The sequence below is a fragment of the Paucilactobacillus nenjiangensis genome (assembly GCF_008632615.1).
Taxonomy (GTDB): Bacteria; Bacillota; Bacilli; order Lactobacillales; family Lactobacillaceae; genus Paucilactobacillus; species Paucilactobacillus nenjiangensis.
This window is the reverse complement of record NZ_CP043939.1, coordinates 1,458,387-1,481,081: the sequence shown is the minus strand read 5'-3', so window position 1 is coordinate 1,481,081 and position 22,695 is coordinate 1,458,387. Positions and strand designations below refer to the sequence as shown.

Sequence of the window (22,695 nt, the reverse complement as noted above, 5' to 3'; positions counted from 1 at the left end):
TTCTCCCGATGGGTTAGATTGAGGTAATTTAACAAAAATAAAAACGCCCAGGAATCCCGCCTGGACGTTAATCAAATCGCAAGTTAATTAAAATGTAGTCATTTTGAAGTTTGGATTTTCTTTTTCGTATTCAAAGGCTTTATCAGAAAGTTGTTCAATAAATTCAATGTTGTGATCTGTGTTTTCTTCCACAAGGACACGTGCGGCTGGTAATGAATCAGCTTCAACATACATTGAAAGGGTATCTTCACGTTTAGGATTACGAACTTTTGTTTCTTGGTAGTATACTTTAAAAATCATTTTCAAAACTCCTTGTATTTAAAATCGATGTAAATCAAGTTTAATTTTAGCACATTACTACTACTAATGCTAACAGACAAACTAAATTGAATGATATTGTTTTCTGAGGATAGAATATAATGTTATTCTATTAATAGAAAGAGGTGATACTGTGATTATTAGTATAATAGTAGCAATAGTAGTTGCAGTTTTAGTGTATCTGTTAGTGCATCGAATGATTTCGAAACGAGCAATCTCCATTATTACCAATGATGCTCAAAAAATAACGGATGCTGCCATGAACGATGTACTCCCAATTTTAATTGAACGTGACTACATTGAAACACCGGATTCACAATTTGCATCTGAAACAGTTGCCAATATGTGGGGAGCAGGAGTAATGGCATTTGAATACCAATTTACAGTTGGGCCAAATAAAATTAATTTTGATGAGGTGAGGTGGCAACTAAATTCGCAATTAAATACTTATGCTGACCAAAATGATATTCAGTCGTATGAAGATGTCGACAGAATCTTTATAGTAACTGATTTATGGACATATTTGGATCAGTTACATATAGATGTTGCCTACGTCGTAAATGAATCTACTGCTGAGTATGTCAAAGACTTAGCCAAATTATCTTAAGCAAATCAAAAAGAGCTGTTAATGAATTTCATTAACGGCTCTTTATAGTTTACCCGAATAAAATTGTATCTTCCGGTGCTTCAAAAGGATGTTCTTTATTAATATGATCATAAAATAGCATGCCATGAAGATGATCAATTTCGTGTTGACAGACGATTGCTGGATAATGTTTCAAACGTATCGTATGTGTTTCACCGGCCACATCTTGGTATCGGAGCGTAATACGGTCATGACGAGGAACATAACCAGGAACATCTTCATCAACCGACAGACAGCCTTCACCTTCAGATAGTGCACCGTATTGGACTGATTCGCTGATGATGACAGGATTAATGATGACATCTTTGAACTCAGGTTCAGTATCATCTTCTTCAGCTGGTGGGACAAGTACTGCGGCCATTTGTTTAGAAACTCCCACTTGCGGTGCAGCTAAACCAACTCCAGCGCGTAATCCGTACTTTTCGCATAATTCTGGGTCTTGACTGACCTCAAGATATTCCATCATATCGGTGGCTAGTTGCTGATCTTCTTTCGAGAGTGGAAATTGAACGTCGTCAGCATAGCGACGCAGAACGGGATTACCATCTCGAGTGATATCTTTCATTAAAAACAAAATATTCAGCTCCATTCAAATTTTTCAATAATTATATTTTATCATATTTAAATGTGAATGACATAAGCATAAAATTTTTAGGGATAATGTGAAACTGTGAGCAAATTATAATGTTGATATACTGGGCAAAAAATGGCATATGTGTATCGATTGTGAACTATTTTACTGTTCGGTAGTCACTACTTTAAATACGAATAAGGAAAAATTGACCAAGACACCCCTTGCAATTAGAGAGTGGCAGTGTATACTAAAGGGGTAGACAAATAAAGCGCTTACATTTCAAGGAGACGTGTAACGTTAATATAGAAAGGAACGTGTTAGGTATGGCTAAAGATAGTAAGAAAGTCGTTGACTTTGCAGCAATTAAGGCCGATTTGGGCGGTGACTTCAAACCAGTCCAAATTTTAGATAATGATGCAAAAGTTGTTAATAAGGAATTGATGGCAACATTTTCGGATGAACAACTGCTTGATTTCATGAAGAAACTTGTTTGGGAACGAGCACTGCATGAACAAACGATGAATTTCTCACGTCAAGGTCGTTTAGGCTTCTATGCACCAACTTATGGTCAAGAAGCAAGTGAAATGGGTACGGTTTCTGCTTTTAAGGAAAATGATTATCTGTTACCTGCTTATCGTGATCTTCCACAATTAATTCAACATGGTGCAACTGTTGCAGAAGGATACCTTTGGTCAAGAGGCCATGTGGTTGGTAACCAATTTAAGGCGCGTGCATTAATGCCACAAATTATCATTGGTGCCCAAATGGTTGAAACTGCCGGAGTTGCTTTAGGACTTAAGAAAAATGGTGAAGATGCAGTCGCATTCTCATACACAGGTGATGGTGGTACTTCTCAAGGTGATACTTATGAAGGTATGAACTTTGCTGGAGCTTATCAAGCACCTGCAGTCTTTATTATTCAAAATAACGGGTATGCAATTTCAGTTCCACGTCCAAAACAAACTGCTGCCGTTACTTTAGCTCAAAAAGCTGCTGCTGCTGGTATTCCAAGTGTTCAAGTTGATGGTATGGATATCTTAGCTTGTTATGCTGTTGCTAAAGAAGCTCGTGAATTTGCTGCAGCCGGCAGCGGACCAGTTATGATTGAAACTTTAACTTATCGTTTTGGTGCTCATAGTAGTGCTGGTGATGATCCTAGTCGTTATCGTACAAAGGAAGAAGAAAAACCTTGGTTCGACAATGATCCATTGATCAGAATGCGTAAATATCTTACTGACAAGGGCCAATGGTCACAAGAACAAGAAGATGCTTACGTTGAAGAATGCAAAGAATCATTCAAGGAAGCTTTGAAAGTTGCTGATGCTACAGAACCAGAAAAGGTTTCTGATATGCTGAAGAACACCTTTGAAGTTCCTACACCTGATATTGCTAAACAAATCGCCGAATTTGAAGAAAAGGAGTCGAAGTAATCATGGCTAAAAAATCATATATTCAAGCAATTACTGATGGGTTAGATATTCTACTTGATGAAGATCCAAAGACTTTAATTTTTGGGGAAGACGTTGGTAAAAACGGTGGTGTATTTAGAACAACCCAAGGACTACAAGAAAAATATGGTGAAGATCGAGTATTCGATACACCATTAGCAGAATCTGGTATTTTAGGTCTAGCTGTTGGTCTTGGACTAACAGGTTGGCGTCCAATTCCAGAAATTCAATTTATGGGATTCACTTTTGAAGCAATGGATTCAATTGCAGGCCAAATGGCTCGTATGCGTTTCCGCTTTGGTGGGCTAAAACATTCACCAATTACTATCAGAACACCATTTGGTGGTGGTACTCATACCGCTGAAATGCATGCTGATAACCTTGAAAACTTCTTTACAGGAGTTCCAGGATTGCGTGTTGTTACTCCAAGTAATCCATATGATGCAAAAGGATTAGTAATTTCTGCAGTTGAAAATAATGATCCCGTATTATTTATGGAAAACTTAAAATTATATCGTTCAATGAAAGACGATATTCCTGATGAAAAATATACTGTTCCTTTGGATACAGCCAAAGTTGTTCGTGAAGGTACAGATGTTACTATCGTCGCTTATAGTGCAGAAGTTAATGAATCATTAACGGTTGCTGAAAAATTAGCTAAAGAAAATATTTCTGCTGAAGTTATTGACTTACGTTCATTATCACCAATTGATACAGACACGATTTTTGCCTCAGTTGAAAAAACTCATAAAGTTGTTGTTGTTCAAGAAGCACAAAAAATGGCAGGGGTTGGTGCAGTTGTTGCATCTGAAATCTCAGAACACGCTATTATGTCACTTGATGCACCAATCGCTAGAGTTGCTGCGCCAAATAGTGTTTATCCATTTGCTCAAGCTGAAAATGTTTGGATTCCAAATGCAGATGATATTGAAGCAAAAGTACGTGAGACTTTAAGCTACTAAAATTACCAAAATAATTTCAGAAGGGATGAATACAATATGGCTTTTAAATTTACACTCCCAGAGCTTGGTGAAGGAATGGCTGAAGGTGAAGTTGCTTCATGGCTCGTAAAAGAAGGAGATACAGTCAAAGAAGACGACACAATCGTTGAAATTCAAAACGATAAGTCTGTCTCGGAGTTGCCTACTCCAGTTTCAGGTACTATTAAAAAAATTGTTGCACAAGAAGGAGACACAGTTGAAATTGGCGATACTCTCGTTGAAATTGATGATGGATCTCCAGACACTGGTGATGATAGTGCACCTGCAGAAGCTGCTCCAGCAGCAGAAGCCGCTCCAGAAGCACCAGCAGCTGCACCAGCACCCGCTGCTACGGCAACAGTTGCAGCATTAGCAGAACCAAACAAATTAGTTTTGGCAATGCCATCAGTACGTCAATATGCTCGTGATAAGGGTATTGACATCAGTACAGTTGCCCCAAGTGGTAATCATGGTCAAGTTGTCAAAGCAGATATTGACAATTACGGTGGCGCCGCTGCGCCAGCTGCTACTACAGGTGCAGCACCAGCAGCCGCACCAGCTAAAGCAACTGCACAAGCAGTTAAACCTTACAAGTCTGACAATGGGGATGCTGAAACTCGCGAACCAATGTCACCAATGCGTAAGATTATTGCTAAATCAATGCGGACTTCAAAAGACATTTCTCCACATGTTACATCATTTGATGATGTTGAAGTTTCAGCCTTGATGGCTAATCGTAAGAAGTACAAGACAGTTGCTGCAGATCAAGAAATTCATTTGACTTTCTTGCCATATGTTGTCAAAGCATTAGTTGCAACTATCAAGAAGTATCCAGAATTGAATGCTTCAATTGATGATGCATCACAAGAAATTGTTTACAAACATTATTACAACATCGGTATTGCAACCAACACTGATGATGGATTATATGTTCCAAACATTAAAGATGCTGATTCTAAGGGCATGTTCGAAATTGCTAAGGAAATTAGCGAAAATACTGAAGCTGCATATGCTGGTAAATTATCAGCTAAAGCAATGAGTGGTGGATCAATCACAATCAGTAATGTTGGTTCAATTGGTGGCGGCTGGTTTACTCCAGTTATCAACCAACCTGAAGTTGCTATTTTAGGTGTTGGTAAAATTGCCAAGGAACCATATGTCAATGAAGATGGCGAAATCGTAGTTGGTAATATGCTTAAATTATCATTGAGCTATGATCACCGTTTGATTGATGGTGCATTAGCACAAAATGCATTAAATTACATGAAACAATTATTGCATGATCCTGCAATGATGTTGATGGAAGGATGATTTTCACATGGCAGATGTTGAAGAAAAAGAAACAGTCATTATCGGTGGTGGACCTGGTGGATATGTCGCTGCAATTCGGGCTTCTGAATTAGGTCAAAAAGTGACTTTGATTGAAAAAGGAACGTTAGGCGGAGTTTGTCTTAACGTTGGATGTGTCCCATCAAAAGCATTGATTAATGCTGGTCATCGTTTGGTAGAGGCTAACGATGCTTCTGTCTTTGGAATCACGACAAAACCAGCAACAATTGACTTTACTAAGACTCAAGATTGGAAACAACATTCCGTTGTTGATCGTATGACAAGCGGTGTTAAAATGTTGCTCCAAAAACACAAGGTTGAAGTTCTCAATCAGGAAGCATTCCTGGACAATGATTCTCAACTGCGTACTATGGATGTTGGACCTAAACAATTCATGGACAATGGCGGTGGACAAACAATTAAATTTAAGAATTTAATTATTGCTACTGGTAGTCGTCCAATAGAAATCCCAGGATTTAAGTTTGAAAAACGTGTCATCGATTCAACCGGTGCACTTAACTTACCAGAAATTCCTAAAGAATTAGTTGTTATTGGTGGTGGTTACATTGGAACTGAATTAGCTGGTGCATATGCTAATTTAGGTGCACACGTAACTATCCTTGAAGGAACACCATCAATCTTGCCTAATTTTGAAAAGGACATGGTAGCTGTTGTACTCAAACAATTGAAGAACAAGGGTGTTGATGTTATCACCAGCGCTATGGCTAAAAAGTCAGTTCAAGATGATAAGAGTGTAACAATCACTTATGAAGTTGACGGTAAAGCTACAGACTTGAAAGCTGATTATTGCTTAGTTTCTGTTGGCCGTAAACCAAATACTGATAACTTTGGACTTGAAATGACCAGCGTTAAAATGGATGATCATGGTCTTGTTGAAGTTGACAATCAAGGTCGCACAAATGTTAAAAACATTTTTGCAATTGGTGATATTGTGGCTGGACCAGCATTGGCACATAAAGCCTTCTTTGAAGGTAAAACCGCCGCTGGTGCAATCTCAGGTAAAAACACTGCCAATGATTGGGTTGGAGTTCCGGCAGTTTGTTTCGCTGATCCAGAATTAGCAACAGTTGGTTTAAACCAAGCCGAAGCTAAAGACAAGGGATTAGATGTCAAAACTGCTAAATTCCCATTTGCAGGTAACGCACGTGCAGTTAGTTTGGATCAACCAGAAGGCTTCGTTCGTTTGGTATTTACTAAAGATGAAGGCAATCTAGTTGGTGGACAAATTGTTGGACCTGGAGCAAGTGACTTAATCGCTGAATTATCCTTAGCTGTTAATGGCGGGATGAATGTCGAAGATGTCGCATTGACTATCCATCCACATCCAACACTTAGCGAACCAATCGCTGAAGCTGCTGACGTTGCATTGGGCTTCCCAACACACATCTAGAAATTAATGTGTAACAACTATTAATCGTTGAAACACGTTTAGTAATGTTCGTTTAAGTAATAGAGTTTAAAATGAGGGTTCGAGTGAAAAGTGATTTTCTACTCAAACTCTCATTTTTCGTGTGGTCAGGTTGATTCGGTGGTAAAATCTAAGTAACAATAAAATTACGGAGATAAAAATGGACAACCAAAATTATAGTTATCCAATAAATGATGATTGGACAACAGAAGAACTAATTACTGTCACGAACATGTTTGGCTTGGTCGAAGATGTGTATGAAGGTGGCGCAAATCGTGAGGCAGTGCTGACACAGTATCGGAAATTTAAAGACATTGTGCAGTCTAAATCTGAAGAAAAACAACTTGGTCGACAATTTGCACATGATTCTGGTTACGTACTTTATGAAGTAATCAAATTGGCAAATTCAAGTGATAGGAAAACAATTCGATTGGAACGGTAAGTTTAATGATGGATTTAAAAGAAATTGATGGACAAGTTCAACAATTGATTCGGCAAGTTAAAGATGACACAATTCAAAGTATGTCGCAGCCAATTGATGTTGATGAAAAAACAGGGCGAAAAGATTTAGTGACGACTGTTGATAAAAGAAATGAACAAAGTTTGATATTAGGATTGCGAAAAATTTTACCTGAGGCTCAAATTTTAGGTGAAGAGGGTTTTGGTGATCAGGTCACTGGAACAGATGGCTGGACGTGGATTGTTGATCCAATTGATGGCACGATGAATTTTGTAATGCAACAAAATCATTTTGCCATCATGATCGCGCTTTATCACGATGGTGAAGGAGTGCTTGGTTATATTTTTGATGTCATGAATGATGACTTATATCATGGTGGTCCAGCCTCGGGTGTATTTAGAAATGAAACAAAATTAGAGGCACCTGAAGATGTTCCACTTAGAGATTCCTTGATTGGGATTAGTGGTCCATTGTTAATTGAAAACCAATTCAATTTACAAGATGTGGCACGGGTTAGTCGAGGGCCAAGAATGTATGGCAGTGCTGGAATTGAATATGTTGCAACTATTAATGGTGAGCTGAGTGGATACATATCTTACTTACGGCCGTGGGACTTTGGAGCTGGCAAAGTGTTAGCAGAAACACTCGGCTTAGTTGTCAAAAGTATTGACGGAACACAGTTAGATATGCTATCATCGACTGTTGTATTAGTAGCGACGCAAAGAGCAAGCCAAGAAGTCATTGAACTTGCTAATTAGTTTGGTTGACTGTGACCGATGTCACAGTTTTTTTATGCTAATCGGTTGCAAAAATGTGATACCAAATTTTGCTCAAAAATGAAGGGAAGAAATAAAGTTGAAATTACGTGACGATATTCGTAACATTGCTATCATTGCCCACGTTGACCACGGTAAAACAACCCTAGTTAACGAAATGTTGAAACAATCAGACACATTAGACGAACACTCATCGATTGAAGACCGTGCCTTGGATTCAAATGCGATTGAACGTGAACGTGGAATTACTATTCTTTCAAAGAATACAGCCGTTAAGTACGGCGACCGCCAAATCAATATCTTGGATACACCAGGACATGCCGATTTCGGTGGAGAAGTTGAACGTATCATGAAGATGGTTGACGGTGTATTGTTAGTCGTTGATGCATACGAAGGTACAATGCCACAAACACGTTTTGTGTTGAAAAAAGCATTGGATCAAAAATTAGTACCAATTGTTGTTATCAATAAGGTGGACCGTCCAGGTGCACGTCCTACAGAAGTTGTTGATGAAGTACTTGATTTGTTTATCGAATTAGGCGCTGACGAATCACAACTTGATTTCCCAGTAGTGTACGCTTCAGCTATGAATGGAACATCAAGTTTGGATCCAGATTTATCAACTCAAAAGGAAACTATGAAGCCAATCTTTGAAACAATCGTTGAAAAGATTCCAGCTCCTGTTGACAATCGTGACGAACCATTACAATTCCAAGTTGCCTTATTGGATTATAATGATTTCGTTGGTCGTGTCGGAATTGGTCGTATTTTCCGTGGACAAATCAAAGTTGGTGACAACGTTTCAGTAATGAAACTTGATGGTTCAAAGAAGAACTACCGTGTTACTAAATTGTTTGGTTTCTTTGGTCTTAAGCGTCTTGAAATTGAATCTGCCGTTGCAGGTGATTTGATTGCGGTTGCTGGGATGGAAGAAATTAACGTTGGTGAAACTGTTGCTGATTCAGCTCATCCTGAAGCTTTACCAATTCTTCGGATTGACGAACCAACATTGCAAATGACTTTCCGGACTAATGACTCACCAATGGCTGGTCGCGAAGGTAAATTCGTTACTTCACGTCAACTTGAAGATCGTTTGAAGTCTGAATTGCATACCGACGTTTCTTTACGTGTTGATGATACTGATCAACCTGGTGCATGGACAGTTTCTGGTCGTGGTGAATTACATCTTTCAATTTTAATTGAAAACCTTCGTCGTGAAGGCTTTGAATTAGGTGTTTCACGTCCACAAGTTATCTATCGCGAAGTTGATGGTGTGATGTCAGAACCATTTGAAGAAGTTCAAATTGATACGCCTGACGAATATACTGGTGGAGTTATTGATAGCCTTGCACAACGTAAGGGTGAAATGCAAAACATGGAATCGACAGACAATGGTCAAACTCGTTTGACATTCCTTGCTCCATCACGTGGCCTAATTGGTTACCCAACTGAATTTATGTCACAAACTCGTGGTTACGGAATTATGAACCATACATTTGAAAAGTATGCTCCAGTAATTAAAAACTGGAATCCTGGTCGTTCAAAGGGAACATTGGTTTCAATGAACTCTGGCAAGGCTACCACATACGCAATGATGGGAATTGAGAGCCGTGGAACGTTGATGATTCAACCTGGTACAGAAGTGTATGAAGGAATGATTGTTGGCGAAAATAGCCGTGAAAATGACATTACAGTTAATATCACTAAGGGTAAGAACCTTACTAACGTTCGTTCATCAGGTTCTGATGAAATGGCACGGATTAAGACTCCTCTTAACCTTTCACTTGAAGAATCACTTGAATTCTTGAATGATGATGAATATTGTGAAGTTACACCTGATCATGTTCGTTTGCGTAAGCAAATTCTTGATTCAACTTTACGTGAAAAAGAAGCTAAAAAACGTAAGATTGCTTCAAAAAAATAATTAATTTATAAATAATCAATCCTCGGAAATTTTCCGAGGATTTTTTGTGTTTTCTAGGCCTTTCCATATCCATTTTTAAACTTTTCTCAATTATGGATATGATATAATAAGTGAATTAACTCGATAATAATTATGAAGAAAAGAGCGTTACGAAATGCGAAGGGGAAAGCTAAGATTTTTGGATTATTGGTTATTTGTGCCATATATCCTACTATGTATGATTGGACTGGTGATGGTTTATTCAGCGAGTTCAGATATTACCGTTCAAAATGGGGGGACACCAACTGGTTATTTAATTAAGCAGGGAATCTACGTGATTTTAGGATTACTGGTGTTAATTTTGATGACTGCAATGAACATTGACAAGTGGCGACATCCAATCATGATAAAAACGTTTTTCTTTGTCGTAGTGGCGATGATGTTGTATGTGCTGTTTGCGGGTCAATCAGTTAATGGTGCTAAAGGTTGGATTAACCTGCCGTTTATGAGTATTCAACCGGCAGAAATCTGTAAGCTGTTATTAATTTTATACGTCGCAGATATCTTTGCTAAACATCAAAAAGCAATGTCTTATGGGCTACAAGCGTCATTTCATGAATTGGATATTTTTAAAATGTATATCTGGATTGTGGCGCTAATTGGACTGATTGCAATTCAACCTGATACCGGTGGTGCAGCTATTAACTTAGCAATTGTAGTGGTTATGATTTTGGCCAGTGGAATTAATTGGAAATGGGGAGCTAGTTTCATTGTGCTAGTTACGGGAGCATTGATGATTATCCTGGGCCCAGTTGCGACACATATTGCTTCTAGTGGTTCCAACGGCAGTTATAAGTTGGCACGATTTGTGGCGTTTGCCAATCCATTTGGCACAGCCAGAGGGGCCGGAAATCAATTAGTCAATTCATATTATGCAATCGCTCATGGAGGATTGTTCGGGGTTGGACTGGGTAATAGTATTCAAAAAATGGGTTATTTACCAGAACCCAATACTGATTTTATTTTAGCGATTATTGCCGAAGAAATGGGTGTGTTGTTTGTGATGATGATTTTATTCTTATTAGGCATAATTATTGTCAGAACAGTTTGGGTCGGCGTCCGTTGTCAAAAAACATATGAGTCATTAATCTGTTATGGAGTGGCCACATTCTTTGCAGTTGAAACATTTTTCAATGTGGGCGGCGTAACAGGCTTGGTACCAATTACCGGAGTTACATTTCCGTTTATTAGTTACGGGGGTTCAAGTATGCTAGTTTTGTGCGCGTCGTTAGGATTAGTAATAAACATTTCTTCTCAACAAAAGCGTTTAAAAGTGGTAAAATAGTTAAAATTTCACAAATGCAGAAATTTTCACAAACGGATGGAGGACTTCTTTAATGGAACGTGTATTGGTTGCAAATCGAAGTGAGATTGCTACACGAATCTTTCGGGCGATTCATGAGTTAAACATGACAGCGGTGGCAATTTATGCCAAAGAAGACGAATATTCAGAACATCGTTTTAAAGCTGATGAAGCTTATTTGGTAGGTGAAGGTAAAGAACCAATTGCAGCATATCTTGATATTGAAGATATCATTAGAATTGCCAAAGAACACAATATTGACGCAATTCATCCAGGATATGGATTCCTATCCGAAAACGCAGAATTTAATAAACGATGCGTCGAAGAAGGCATCACTTTTATTGGACCCAAAGTAGAGCACTTGGAAATGTTTGGTGACAAAATGGAAGCAAAAATTGCTGCCAATGAAGCCAACGTTCCTACCATTCCAGGAACTGATCACGCAGTTGAATCTGTTGAAGAAGCAAAAATTGCTGCAGAAAAAATTGGTTATCCAATTTTTGTTAAAGCTGCCAATGGTGGTGGCGGTCGTGGAATGCGGATTGTGCAACACGAAGAAGAATTAGTTGATGCTTACAATACTGCTCAAAGTGAAGCTTCCAAAGCTTTCGGTGACAGTGAGATTTATCTAGAAAAATACTTAGCAAGTCCTAAACATATTGAAGTTCAAATTTTGGCAGATGCGCATGGAAACGTGATTCATTTGTTCGAACGTGATTGTTCGGTGCAACGTCGGAATCAAAAGGTGATTGAAATTGCACCTGCTGTGGCGCTACCAGTTGAATTACGTCAAAAAATTTGCCAGGCCGCAGTTAACTTTTTAACTCACGTACATTATTTAAATGCCGCTACGGTTGAATTTTTAGTTGATGGCGATCAATTCTATTTCATCGAAGTTAACCCTCGTGTGCAAGTTGAACATACGATTACCGAAATGATCACTGGGTTTGATATTGTTCAATCGCAAATTTTGATTGCTCAGGGCTTAGATTTACACAAAGAGATTAATTACCCACAACAAGACGAAATTACGTACCACGGTGCTGCTATTCAAGCACGGGTGACAACAGAAGATGCCACAAACGATTTCATGCCAAACACTGGTAAAATTTCTACATATATCTCTCCAGGTGGTAACGGTGTGCGTCTTGACGGTGGTAATGCCTACACCGGATCTGTGATTACACGTTATTTCGATTCACTACTTGTCAAAGCAATTGTCGGAGCTGATACGTATGAGGAAGCTTGTGACAAGATGATTCGGGTGTTGGATGAATTCACCATTCGCGGTGTGAAAACGAATATTGAATTTATGAAAAACGTTATCAACCATCCCACTTTCCGTAGTGGTTTGGCTTCAACGACTTTTATTGATCAAACCCCGGAACTATTCAAGTTGGCGCAAAAACCGGATGAAAGTGAACAATTATTAACCTATATTGCCACGACAACGGTTAATGGTTTTCCTGGTGTCAGTCGTGAAAAGAAATATTATCCTGAATTTAGTTACAATGAAGATTTTGATCCAATTCCAGCTGGCACAGTGACCGCCAAGGATGTTTTGGATGCTAAAGGACCAGATGCGTTAGTGGACTGGATTAAAAATCAGGATAAAGTCCTGTTGACCGATACCACTATGCGTGATGCACATCAAAGCTTATTTGCCACACGGATGCGCACTAAGGATATGGAAACAATTGCACCAAGACTGCAAAAAGCATTTCCGACTTTGTTCTCTTACGAAATGTGGGGCGGAGCGACGTTTGACGTTGCTTATCGCTTCTTAGGCGAAGACCCATGGGTTCGTTTACGAGAATTACGTAAAATGATGCCACGAACTTTAACTCAAATGTTGTTCCGTGGTTCAAACGCGGTTGGCTATCAAAATTATCCGGATAACGCGCTCAAAGCCTTTATCGACCAATCTGCGCAAGATGGTATGGACGTTTTCCGTATTTTTGATAGTTTAAATTGGGTTGAACAGATGGAAAAGAGTATTCAATTTGTTCGTGATAATAATAAAATTGCTGAAGCAACAATGTGTTATACCGGTGATATTTTAGATTCAGATAAGTCAAAATATAACTTGAAATACTACACTGACTTAGCTAAAGAATTACAGGCACAAGGTGCACATATTATTGCTATTAAAGATATGGCTGGTTTGTTGAAACCAGAAGCAGCTTATGAATTAGTGTCAACGTTGAAAGATAATGTCGATGTGCCAATCCATTTGCATACGCATGATACAACCGGTAATGGTATCTACACATATGCTCAAGCGACAAAAGCTGGTGTTGATATTGTCGACGTGGCTTCTAGTTCAATGTCTGGTAAGACTTCACAGCCAAGTATGGGAAGTTTCTATTACGCAATGAAGGGTACGGATCGTCAACCCGATATTTCAATTGAAAATATTGAAGCAGTTGAACGTTATTGGAAATCAGTGCGTCCTTATTATCAACAATTTGCTAGCAAAATGCAGGGACCACAAACTGATATCTATCAAACTGAAATGCCTGGTGGCCAATATTCAAACTTGGAACAACAAGCTAATGCGTTACGTCTAGGTGATAAGTTTGAAGAAGTTAAAAAGAAATATCGCCAAGTTAACATGATGTTTGGCGACATTATTAAGGTTACGCCTTCTTCAAAAGTTGTTGGTGATATGGCCCTCTTTATGGTGCAACATGACTTAACTCCTGAAGACGTGATGGAACAAGGTGCTTCATTAGATTTCCCTGATTCCGTGGTGAGCTTCTTCATGGGTGATCTTGGTCAACCAGCTGGTGGATTCCCTAAAGAACTACAAAAATTAGTGTTAAAGGGGAAAACGCCATCTACTGTTCGACCAGGTACCTTAACAAAACCAGCTGATTTTAAAGCTTTAGAAGCAGAATTAGTTGAAAAATTAGGTCATAATGTTACTTTCAATGATGTGATTAGTTATATTATGTATCCGAAAGTTTATTTAGATTATGTATCACGTCAAGAACAATATGGGCCTGTGACAGTGCTTGACACACCAACATTCTTCCAAGGCATGCGTCTTGGAGAACGGGTGGATGTCGATTTAGCTGAAGGCCAGTCTGAAATCGTTCAATTGAACCAAATCAGTGAACCTGACGATGAAGGAAATCGTACATTATACTTTGACATTAACGGGCATGCCCGTGAAATTAAAGTGAATGATGCAAGTGTTTCTCATAATATTGTGAAGAAACGGAAAGCCGAACCATCTCAACCAGGTCAAATTGGGGCCACAATGAGTGGTTCAGTGCTGAAGGTCATCGTCGCTAAGGGTGACAAAGTTAAAAAAGGTGATCCAATTGTCATTACCGAAGCCATGAAGATGGAAACAACGATTCAAGCACCAATTGATGGTGAAGTTGCTGCTGTTTTGGTTGACGCTGGTGATGTGATTGATTCAAATGACTTGTTAATTGAAATTACAGATTAATATTTTAAAATTGTAGCGAAAATTGTCGCTACAATTTTTTGTTTTGATTTATACTTGGTTTTGGATTTGGATAAGTCAGCAAGACAAGCCAAAGTTTGATACAATATTCGTATATAAAAAAGAGAGATGGTAATTATGGATTTTCAAATTAAACCAAGACAATCATTAATTATATACGTCAATAATATGCGCATGGTGCGACAATTAAGACGCTTCGGCAAAATTGAATATTCATCAACAAGAATGCATTACGTTATTTTGTATACTAATCAGGAACAAATTGAGGATGTACAAGAGCGAATTAACAAATTAAAATTCGTGAAACGTGTGGTTATTTCGCATTGGCCAGATGTTGATCCAACAATGTCTGATCTGAATGCGGCTGGAATTTATCATAAAATTGATGAGGATGAGAATTAATGCGTGTTGTGGCAGGAGAATTTGGTGGTCGGAAATTAAAAGCAGTTCCAGGCAATGGTACGCGACCAACTACTGACAAGGTTAAAGAAGCCTTATTTAATATTATCGGGCCCTATTTTGATGGCGGCAATAGTCTGGACTTATATGCTGGAAGCGGCGGCTTAAGTATAGAAGGCGTGTCACGCGGAATAGATAAGGCCGTGCTAATTGACATGAGCTATCAGGCCATTAAAACTATTAAAGATAATGTTAGTGTAACCAAGCAAGAAGAAAAATTTGAGATTTATAAACAAGAAGCTAGTAAGGCATTAGCAATCTTGCAACAACGCGAGATGAGCTTTGCACTGGTGTACTTGGACCCACCTTATGCTAAACAAAAAATTCTGGATAACTTGAATCAAATGGTTGAGTTAAATTTATTGGACGACGGGGCGATTATTGTTTGCGAAACCGACCAACAGGCACAATTGCCTGAAGATTTAACTGATTTTGAACTAGTTCGTCACCAGGATTACGGGATTACAGTTTTAACAATTTATCGTTATGTAGGAGGCAATGAGAGATGAAAGTAGCAATTTTTCCAGGAAGTTTTGATCCACTAACCTTAGGACATTTAGATTTAATTAAACGCGGTAGTCAATTATTTGATCAATTAGCAGTGGCAGTGATGACTAATACTTCTAAGACACCACTATTTACGGTGCAAGAACGGGTTGACCAAATTAAAGAAGCCGTGCAACAGTTACCGAACGTATCAGTGATTACCACTGAAGGATTAACGGTTGATTTGATGAATAAAATTGGGGCAGATTATTTGTTACGTGGTTTGCGTAATACGGCTGATTTCCAATATGAACGCGATATTGCGGCCATGAACTTACATCTGGATAATCAGGTAGAAACGATGTTTATGATGGCAGATCCAAAGTATCAACACCTTTCAAGCAGTTTGTTAAAAGAAGTAGCCATTTATGGCGGCAATATTGATGATTATTTACCTGGTAGTATCAGCAAACAATTAGCGGAAAAGTTACGAGGAAAATAATTTGAAAAAGCTTGCTAGATGGAAAAAAATAACGATTGGGGTTGTTGCCCTAGTCGTTTTAGCTTTCATTATGCTGTTTCCGTTGAACTCGTATATCGAAAGTCCAGGAACAGCTGATGATTTAAAGAGCTACGTGAGTGTGAATAATAAGCGAGACAAGCAATCTGGTAGTTTTATGATTACGTCGGTTTATTTACAACGCGCGCGGCCAGCCACTTATTTATGGGCGTTAGCCAATCCGCATGCCTCAATTGAAAAAGAAGATGACATTACGGGTGGTGTTAGTGACGCCACGTATGAAAAAGTTCAAAATTTTTATATGAAAAGCGCCATTAATGAATCGATTGCGACTGCCTATAAAGCAGCTGGTCAGGAATATACCAAAAAATATTTAGGTATTTATGTTCTGCAAATTACTAAGAATTCTAAATTTAAACACGACATCAAAGTAGGAGACACGGTTACCAAGGTTAATGGTCATCACTTTGATACGGCCACTGGTTATCAAAAATATATTGGTAAGCAAAAAGTGGGAACGAAGGTCACGGTGACTTATTTGCATAACGGTAAAGAAAAAACCAGTACCCAACCGTTAATTAAGTTAACTACGACTCGGTCTGGGATTGGAATTGTCTTGACTGATAATGTGAAGGTAACCACTAAAATTCCGGTTGATGTTGAGCCTGGGCAGTTAGGTGGACCTTCTGGCGGGTTAATGTTTAGTTTACAAATTTACGAGCAATTAACCGGTCAAAATTTGCGTCATGGTCAAAAAATTGCTGGTACAGGGACAATCAACCCTGATGGTTCGGTTGGTGAAATTGGAGGGATTGATAAAAAGGTGATTGCTGCCAAAAAATCAGGCGCTAAAATTTTCTTTGCCCCATACGTGAAACCGACAAAAGCATTATTGAAGTACGAAGAGCAGCATAAGACTAATTATCAATTAGCCAAAGCCACTGCCAAAAAATATGCACCAAATATGAAAGTTGTTCCAGTGAAAACTTTTGATGATGCAATTAAATATTTGCAAAATAATTAACACAATTTAGACCTCTTTTACGTATTTACTAAGTAAAGGAGGTTTTTTTGATGGAATTTATAAAAATGATTTGGGAAGATTATCGCAAATATTGTTTAATTGGCATTTGTGCCGTTGTCGCAATCGTAGTGATGCTGACTTCACAAGGTGCTAAAAATGATGAAGTTACGATTTCAGCAGAGACTAATAGTGAACAAAGTAGCAGTCAAAAAAGGTTGGCGACGCCCAATGCTGATCAACATGCGGGAGTTTATGTGGACGTAAAAGGGGCAGTCAAACGGCCAGGGGTCTATAAATTACGACAAGGATTACGTGCTCAGGATGCAATTGATTGTGCAGGTGGATTATTAACTGGGGCCGATCCAAATCACGTCAATATGGCTCAAGCCGTGACGGACCAGCAAGTTTTATATGTACCGATGCAAGGGGAAGACACCAGTCCAATCGGTGCAACAAGTAGTCAAGCGGGAGCAGACAGTACAAGTCAAGCCGCGATTGTCAATTTGAACACGGCGACTAAGGAACAGCTAACACAAATTACGGGGGTGGGGGACAAAAAAGCTGATTTAATTCTGGCATATCGGGAACAACACGGTCAATTTAAATCAATTGACGAGCTCAAAGAGGTGAGTGGCTTCGGCGATAAAAGTGTCGATAAGATCAGAGATCAACTTTCAATTTAACTGGTTTTGAAACAAGTGGTTTGATTAATCAATGTTTTTTATTATAATATATGAAAAGAAAAGAGGGTGTTAATCCATGGATACGAGAATTGATTGGGATCAATATTTCATGCTTCAGGCGGTGCTTTTAGCTTCCCGGAGCACTTGTAAACGATTATCAGTTGGCGCAACCATTGTGCGTGACAAACGAATTATCGCTGGTGGCTATAATGGTTCCGTTGCTGGGGATGAACATTGTATTGATCACGATTGTTATTTAGTCGATGGACACTGCGTGAGAACCATTCATGCTGAAATGAATGCTATTTTACAGTGTGCACGTTTTGGTGTGTCCACGGACGGCGCAGCAATTTACGTGACTGATTTTCCATGTTTGCAATGCACGAAAATGTTATTGCAAGCTGGCATCACCCAAATTAATTATTTAAGAAATTATCATAATGACGAGTACGCCATGAAATTATTAAAACTAAAAAACATTGAATTAAATCATATCAAATTAGATCAAAATGTTATCACTGAAACTAAATTAGAAGACTTTATCAGCCAAGACTAAATTAAAAATTATCTACTGTTTCCTGCGCTATGTGCGGGACTAATTTGTTCCACTTGGTTTTCAAAACAATGGTTATTACTGTGGTTCGGAGTATGGTTAATTATTCGAATCATTACCCTGAACAAGAAAAAAGTACTGTTTGTCTGTTTAATCACTAGCTTAGGTGCGGTGGGCTACTGTGGTTATTTTGCTGTGCAAATTAACAATGCCACTTTAAATAATCAACAGGATCAGTTAATTAAATTACGTGTTTATCCTGATGAGTTAAAAGTGAATGGTGACCGCTATTCAGCCATTGCCTATGACCTAAGTCATCATCAAAAGGTTCAGATGTATGGTTATATTGATTCGCAAGCTAAGCAACAGCAATTTACTAAAATCAAAGATACGACAGAATGGATTGTCCAAGGGAAACGTTCGGGCATCCTACCAGCCACGAATGAAAATCAGTTTGATTCCATCCAGTTTAACTTAACGAAACACATCTACAATCAAGTAAATATTGAAAAAATTGAGTCAATTCAACGTGCCAAAATTCCGACTAAATTGGTGTGGCAAAATCAGTGTCATCGAATTCGCATCTTTTTAATTCAATATTTTGCCAAAATACCAGCTACGACACGAGATTATTGCAATAGTTTATTAATTGGTAACTCGCCTAGTGATTTTTACGAAAAAATGTCTGGTGTTAAACAGCTCGGATTAATTCATTTATTCAGTATTTCGGGGATGCACGTAGTAATCTTCATCAGTTTATTACGGCGCTTACTGATTGAATTGCATTTTAATAAAGAATGGACCACGTGGGTCTTGATCGTTGTGTTACCCGCCTATTTAATTATTGGTGGCGGATCATCTAGCTTGATTCGGTCTATCTTGATGGCCGAATTGTCTTTATTTGGTCAAGCTAAGCTGTGTCATTTATCTAAGGTAGATATCTGGAGCCTTGGACTTCTAGGCGGCTTATTGATTCAACCTAATGTGTTACTCACGTTAGGCGGGCAGTTAAGCTACTTATTAGCATTAATGCTGCAGTTTTTACCTGACCAGCACGAATCACTGATGAATGCGGTGTTGCTCAATTTAGTTGGGCTTCCATCAATTTTATATTTCGTATTCGAATGGCATGTGTTGAGTCTATTAGCCAGCTATTTGATGATTCCATTTTTTTCAGTGGTCATTTTTCCATTAGTAATTGTTGCTGCACTTTCATTTGGCACATTGCCACAAGTGACGAATTTGATTGAGCAATGTTTGAATCTTTTTCAATTTGTGGTCAATCAAATTGGCGAATTACCAGGATTAATACATTTCGGGAAGCCACCATTGATGTTGGCAATGGGCTTATTTGTGATTAGCTTAATAGTGGCTGCGCTACCGAATAATCGTCGTTGCTGGTTAGGGTTAGTTGCCAGTTATTTAGCAATTTTTTGCCTGATTCATTTTCCGTTGGCAGGTGAAGTGGTCTTTTTTGATATTGGTCAAGGTGATAGTTTCCTAATCCGAACTCCATTTAATCGCAATGTTATTTTGATTGATACTGGGGGTCAATTGACCTTTCCTAAACCAAATTGGGCTAATGGCACGTCACCAACCAGTCGAGCAATGCGCGTCAGTGTCAATTATTTAAAGAGTAAGGGAATTAGTCAAATCGACACACTCTGTTTGTCGCATCAAGACACAGATCACATCGGTTATAGCTCCGACGTTTTAAAACATCTCAAAGTCAAACAAATTATTTATCCGGCGGGGATGGAATCACAAGCCAATTTTAAGCAAAAGGTCTTACCTTTGGCCCAACACCAACATAGTAAACTTGTACCGGTGACTGATAGTAGTCAAATCGCCAACTTTCCTTTACAAATATTGCATCCATTTAAGGCCGGCAAGGGTGCCAACGAAGATTCAATGGTTTTATCCGGCAAATTTGGCCACAAGCAATTTCTATTTATGGGTGATTTGGATCAAAATGGTGAAAAACAAGTTATTAAGAGATATCCTAATTTGAAAACCGATGTCTTAAAATTAGGCCATCATGGTAGTAAGACGGCATCGGCACCTAGTTTCATTAAACAAGTGCAGCCGGAAGTGGCGATTATTTCCGCCGGTCGAATGAATCGTTATGGGCACCCTAATAATAAGACTATGAAGACATTAAAGAAACAAAATGTTCCATCGCTATCGACGCAAAAGTACGGTATGATTAAATATGAATTTGATCCTTTTAATCATCAAAAATGGATTACTATCCTGAAAGGAAATGAACTGACATGGATGTTACCACCTTACGAAAACAGTTAACTTCAAAACCAGTGGGGCAAGTGTATGTAGTTTTGGGTCAACAAAGTATTTTAATGGAACAAGCCAGAGAAGCCTTTAACCAGCTGATTCCGGAAGACCAAAAAGTCATGAATGTCGGCAGCTATGATATGGAAACGACACCCCTAGCTGTGGCGCTTGATGATGCTATGTCAGCCCCATTTTTTGGTGATAAGCGGTTAGTGCTCGTCAATAAACCATATTTTTTAACTGGTGAGAATAAATCAACTAAAATTGATCACGATTTAGATAGTTTAGAAAATTATTTAACTCATCCAGAAGTTGATACAATTTTAGTGTTTATGGCGCCTTATGAAAAATTAGATGGTCGTAAAAAAATTGTTAAACAGCTCAAAAAAGTTGCTGAAGAGGTCAGCGCAGCACCATTGACTGAACAGGCAGCTCGTAAACTAGTCAAACAGCAAGTTCAAGCTGATGGTTATCAAATGGAGCAGGCAGTCTTAGATGAACTAGTCACCAGAACAAACGCGGATTATTCCTTAATGGCTGGTTCAATTTCAAAATTGGAACTATTTGATTTGCAAACTAAAAAGATTTCCTTAGACGGAGTAAGAGGCCTGGTACCACAGTCATTAGATCAAAATGTGTTTGATTTAGTGAACGCAGTCTTGGCCAAAAACCAGCAATTAGCCATTCAACACTATCAAGACTTAATTGAGAGCCAAGAGCAACCAATCATGATTAATGCAATCTTAGTTGGGCAATTTCGGTTATTAATTCAAGTGCAAGTTCTAGCTCAACGTGGGTTAAGTCAGGGTGGGATTGCATCTGAAATCAAAGCACATCCGTTCCGTGTCAAAATGGCAATGCAAACCGTCAAACGTTTTTCAACTCAATTACTTGAGCAAGCCTATGTCGGATTAGTCGATATTGAACAACAGTTAAAAACGACGACTCGGAACCCACAATTATTATTTGAACTGTTCATGTTGAAGTATGCGAAGTTAGCTTCTTAAATTGTTGATTTAAAATATTTTATAAAAAATAAAAAAAGCGTCAAACACCGAGAGATGTTTGACGCTTTATATTTCAGTTAAATTGATTATTTAGCGTAACGAGCTGACAAACGTGACTTGTCACGAGCAGCCTTGTTTGCTTTAATCAAACCCTTTGAATGGGCACGGTCAATAGCTGAGAGTGCATTCTTAAAAGTTTCTTCAAGGTTGTCTGCACCTGCAGTCTTAGCCTTTTCGAACTTCTTTACGGCTGTACGCATTGAGCTTAATTGAGAAGCATTACGTTCTTGAGCCTTTTCGTTTACACGGACACGTTTAAACGCAGATTGGATAATTGGCATGGTTTCACCTCCATGAAATATAGTTTATCTAAGCTGATTTTTTCAACACTAAACATTATACAAAATGACTCAAGTATTTGCAAGGATAGATTAGTGAAACAAACTTGCACTATTAGATTAAATACAGTATATTATTAAGAGTCAAAAAATGTTTTGACGTAACCTTTTCTCAGTTTAGCGATCCTCACCGACGTTTTACTTAGAAAATGGTCGCATTAATTATTATGAAAGGTGGGAAACTAACATGGCTATTTCACAAGAACGTAAAACTGAAATCATGACAGAATATGCTCGTCACGAAGGTGACACAGGTTCTGTTGAAGTTCAAGTTGCAGTTTTAACTGCTGACATTAACGAACTTAATGAACATTTAAGTGTTCATAAAAAAGATTTTCATTCACAACGCGGACTAATGAAAAAGATTGGTCATCGTCGTAACTTGCTTGCATATCTTCGTAAGAATGATGTTGCTCGTTACCGTGATCTAATCCAAAAATTAGGATTACGTCGTTAAGATGGGGAAGGGTTGAGCATAGGCTCTTCCCTTTTTTTGTACATAGTAAAAAATAACTTTGCCGTAGCTAGTGATAGTTATCGCAATTTGTGAATTATGTGGTAAACTTAAA

The 22,695-nt window shown here is 38.5% G+C and carries 22 protein-coding genes; 19 read left to right on the top strand and 3 right to left on the bottom strand.

Features of this window, described 5'->3' with window-relative positions; all coding sequences use genetic code 11:
• Positions 1-87: 87 nt before the first annotated feature.
• Positions 88-300 carry a DNA-directed RNA polymerase subunit epsilon gene (locus F0161_RS07545; protein ID WP_137602409.1) on the bottom strand — a complete coding sequence of 71 codons (213 nt, stop codon included), beginning with the start codon at positions 298-300 and terminating at the stop codon, positions 88-90.
• A 151-nt stretch (positions 301-451) separates the two neighbouring features.
• On the opposite strand from F0161_RS07545, the gene F0161_RS07540 reads away from it, so the two are divergent.
• A complete protein-coding gene (locus tag F0161_RS07540) occupies positions 452-925 on the top strand; it encodes a hypothetical protein (RefSeq protein ID WP_150204220.1) in 474 nt (157 codons plus the stop codon).
• A 49-nt stretch (positions 926-974) separates the two neighbouring features.
• On the opposite strand, the gene def is transcribed toward F0161_RS07540, so the two are convergent.
• A complete protein-coding gene (gene def / locus F0161_RS07535; RefSeq protein ID WP_137602411.1) occupies positions 975-1,538 on the bottom strand; it encodes a peptide deformylase in 564 nt (187 codons plus the stop codon).
• 323 nt (positions 1,539-1,861) lie between these two features.
• On the opposite strand from def, the gene pdhA reads away from it, so the two are divergent.
• The 17 genes from pdhA to holA all read left to right on the top strand — a co-directional run bounded on the left by pdhA (position 1,862) and on the right by holA (position 21,728).
• Positions 1,862-2,968: a pyruvate dehydrogenase (acetyl-transferring) E1 component subunit alpha gene (gene pdhA, locus F0161_RS07530; protein ID WP_150204219.1), complete on the top strand. Its 1,107-nt coding sequence runs from the start codon at positions 1,862-1,864 to the stop codon at positions 2,966-2,968.
• Between the two features lie 2 nt (positions 2,969-2,970).
• Positions 2,971-3,948 (top strand): alpha-ketoacid dehydrogenase subunit beta, encoded by a 978-nt coding sequence (locus F0161_RS07525; protein WP_137602413.1) that lies wholly within the window; start codon positions 2,971-2,973, stop codon positions 3,946-3,948.
• A 36-nt stretch (positions 3,949-3,984) separates the two neighbouring features.
• A complete protein-coding gene (locus F0161_RS07520; RefSeq protein ID WP_150204218.1) occupies positions 3,985-5,277 on the top strand; it encodes a 2-oxo acid dehydrogenase subunit E2 in 1,293 nt (430 codons plus the stop codon).
• 7 nt (positions 5,278-5,284) lie between these two features.
• Complete coding sequence (gene lpdA, locus F0161_RS07515) at positions 5,285-6,706, top strand: dihydrolipoyl dehydrogenase (protein WP_137602415.1); 1,422 nt, start codon at positions 5,285-5,287, stop codon at positions 6,704-6,706.
• A 178-nt stretch (positions 6,707-6,884) separates the two neighbouring features.
• A complete protein-coding gene (locus F0161_RS07510) occupies positions 6,885-7,166 on the top strand; it encodes a UPF0223 family protein (RefSeq protein WP_137602416.1) in 282 nt (93 codons plus the stop codon).
• 5 nt (positions 7,167-7,171) lie between these two features.
• Entirely contained in the window at positions 7,172-7,942 is a 771-nt protein-coding gene (locus F0161_RS07505) for an inositol monophosphatase family protein (protein ID WP_137602417.1), read from the top strand.
• 97 nt (positions 7,943-8,039) lie between these two features.
• Positions 8,040-9,884, top strand: coding sequence for a translational GTPase TypA (typA, locus tag F0161_RS07500; RefSeq protein ID WP_137602418.1), 1,845 nt, complete (start codon positions 8,040-8,042; stop codon positions 9,882-9,884).
• 154 nt (positions 9,885-10,038) lie between these two features.
• On the top strand, positions 10,039-11,208 hold the full coding sequence (locus F0161_RS07495; protein ID WP_150204217.1) for an FtsW/RodA/SpoVE family cell cycle protein: 1,170 nt from the start codon (positions 10,039-10,041) through the stop codon (positions 11,206-11,208).
• A 52-nt stretch (positions 11,209-11,260) separates the two neighbouring features.
• On the top strand, positions 11,261-14,686 hold the full coding sequence (locus F0161_RS07490; protein WP_150204216.1) for a pyruvate carboxylase: 3,426 nt from the start codon (positions 11,261-11,263) through the stop codon (positions 14,684-14,686).
• Between the two features lie 126 nt (positions 14,687-14,812).
• Positions 14,813-15,106, top strand: a complete 294-nt coding sequence (locus F0161_RS07485; protein WP_318635330.1) for a YlbG family protein — start codon at positions 14,813-14,815, stop codon at positions 15,104-15,106.
• Positions 15,106-15,672 carry a 16S rRNA (guanine(966)-N(2))-methyltransferase RsmD gene (rsmD, locus tag F0161_RS07480; protein ID WP_137602242.1) on the top strand — a complete coding sequence of 189 codons (567 nt, stop codon included), beginning with the start codon at positions 15,106-15,108 and terminating at the stop codon, positions 15,670-15,672. The genes F0161_RS07485 and rsmD overlap by 1 nt, the downstream gene beginning before the upstream one ends.
• Positions 15,669-16,151, top strand: coding sequence for a pantetheine-phosphate adenylyltransferase (gene coaD, locus F0161_RS07475; protein ID WP_137602241.1), 483 nt, complete (start codon positions 15,669-15,671; stop codon positions 16,149-16,151). Before rsmD ends, coaD begins: the two co-directional genes overlap by 4 nt.
• A gap of 28 nt (positions 16,152-16,179) precedes the next feature.
• Positions 16,180-17,193 carry a SepM family pheromone-processing serine protease gene (locus tag F0161_RS07470; RefSeq protein ID WP_371858085.1) on the top strand — a complete coding sequence of 338 codons (1,014 nt, stop codon included), beginning with the start codon at positions 16,180-16,182 and terminating at the stop codon, positions 17,191-17,193.
• A gap of 50 nt (positions 17,194-17,243) precedes the next feature.
• Complete coding sequence (locus F0161_RS07465) at positions 17,244-17,876, top strand: helix-hairpin-helix domain-containing protein (protein WP_137602240.1); 633 nt, start codon at positions 17,244-17,246, stop codon at positions 17,874-17,876.
• A gap of 76 nt (positions 17,877-17,952) precedes the next feature.
• Positions 17,953-18,432, top strand: a complete 480-nt coding sequence (locus F0161_RS07460; RefSeq protein ID WP_137602239.1) for a ComE operon protein 2 — start codon at positions 17,953-17,955, stop codon at positions 18,430-18,432.
• 192 nt (positions 18,433-18,624) lie between these two features.
• Entirely contained in the window at positions 18,625-20,733 is a 2,109-nt protein-coding gene (locus tag F0161_RS07455) for a DNA internalization-related competence protein ComEC/Rec2 (protein WP_190318853.1), read from the top strand.
• Positions 20,703-21,728, top strand: a complete 1,026-nt coding sequence (holA, locus tag F0161_RS07450; RefSeq protein WP_150204214.1) for a DNA polymerase III subunit delta — start codon at positions 20,703-20,705, stop codon at positions 21,726-21,728. The genes F0161_RS07455 and holA overlap by 31 nt, the downstream gene beginning before the upstream one ends.
• An 86-nt stretch (positions 21,729-21,814) precedes the next feature.
• Here holA and rpsT read toward each other — a convergent pair whose 3' ends face one another.
• Positions 21,815-22,069 (bottom strand): 30S ribosomal protein S20, encoded by a 255-nt coding sequence (gene rpsT, locus F0161_RS07445; protein WP_137602236.1) that lies wholly within the window; start codon positions 22,067-22,069, stop codon positions 21,815-21,817.
• A 244-nt stretch (positions 22,070-22,313) separates the two neighbouring features.
• Between rpsT and rpsO the strand changes: the two genes are divergently transcribed.
• Positions 22,314-22,583 (top strand): 30S ribosomal protein S15, encoded by a 270-nt coding sequence (rpsO, locus tag F0161_RS07440; RefSeq protein ID WP_137602235.1) that lies wholly within the window; start codon positions 22,314-22,316, stop codon positions 22,581-22,583.
• The last annotated feature ends 112 nt before the right edge of the window (positions 22,584-22,695 follow it).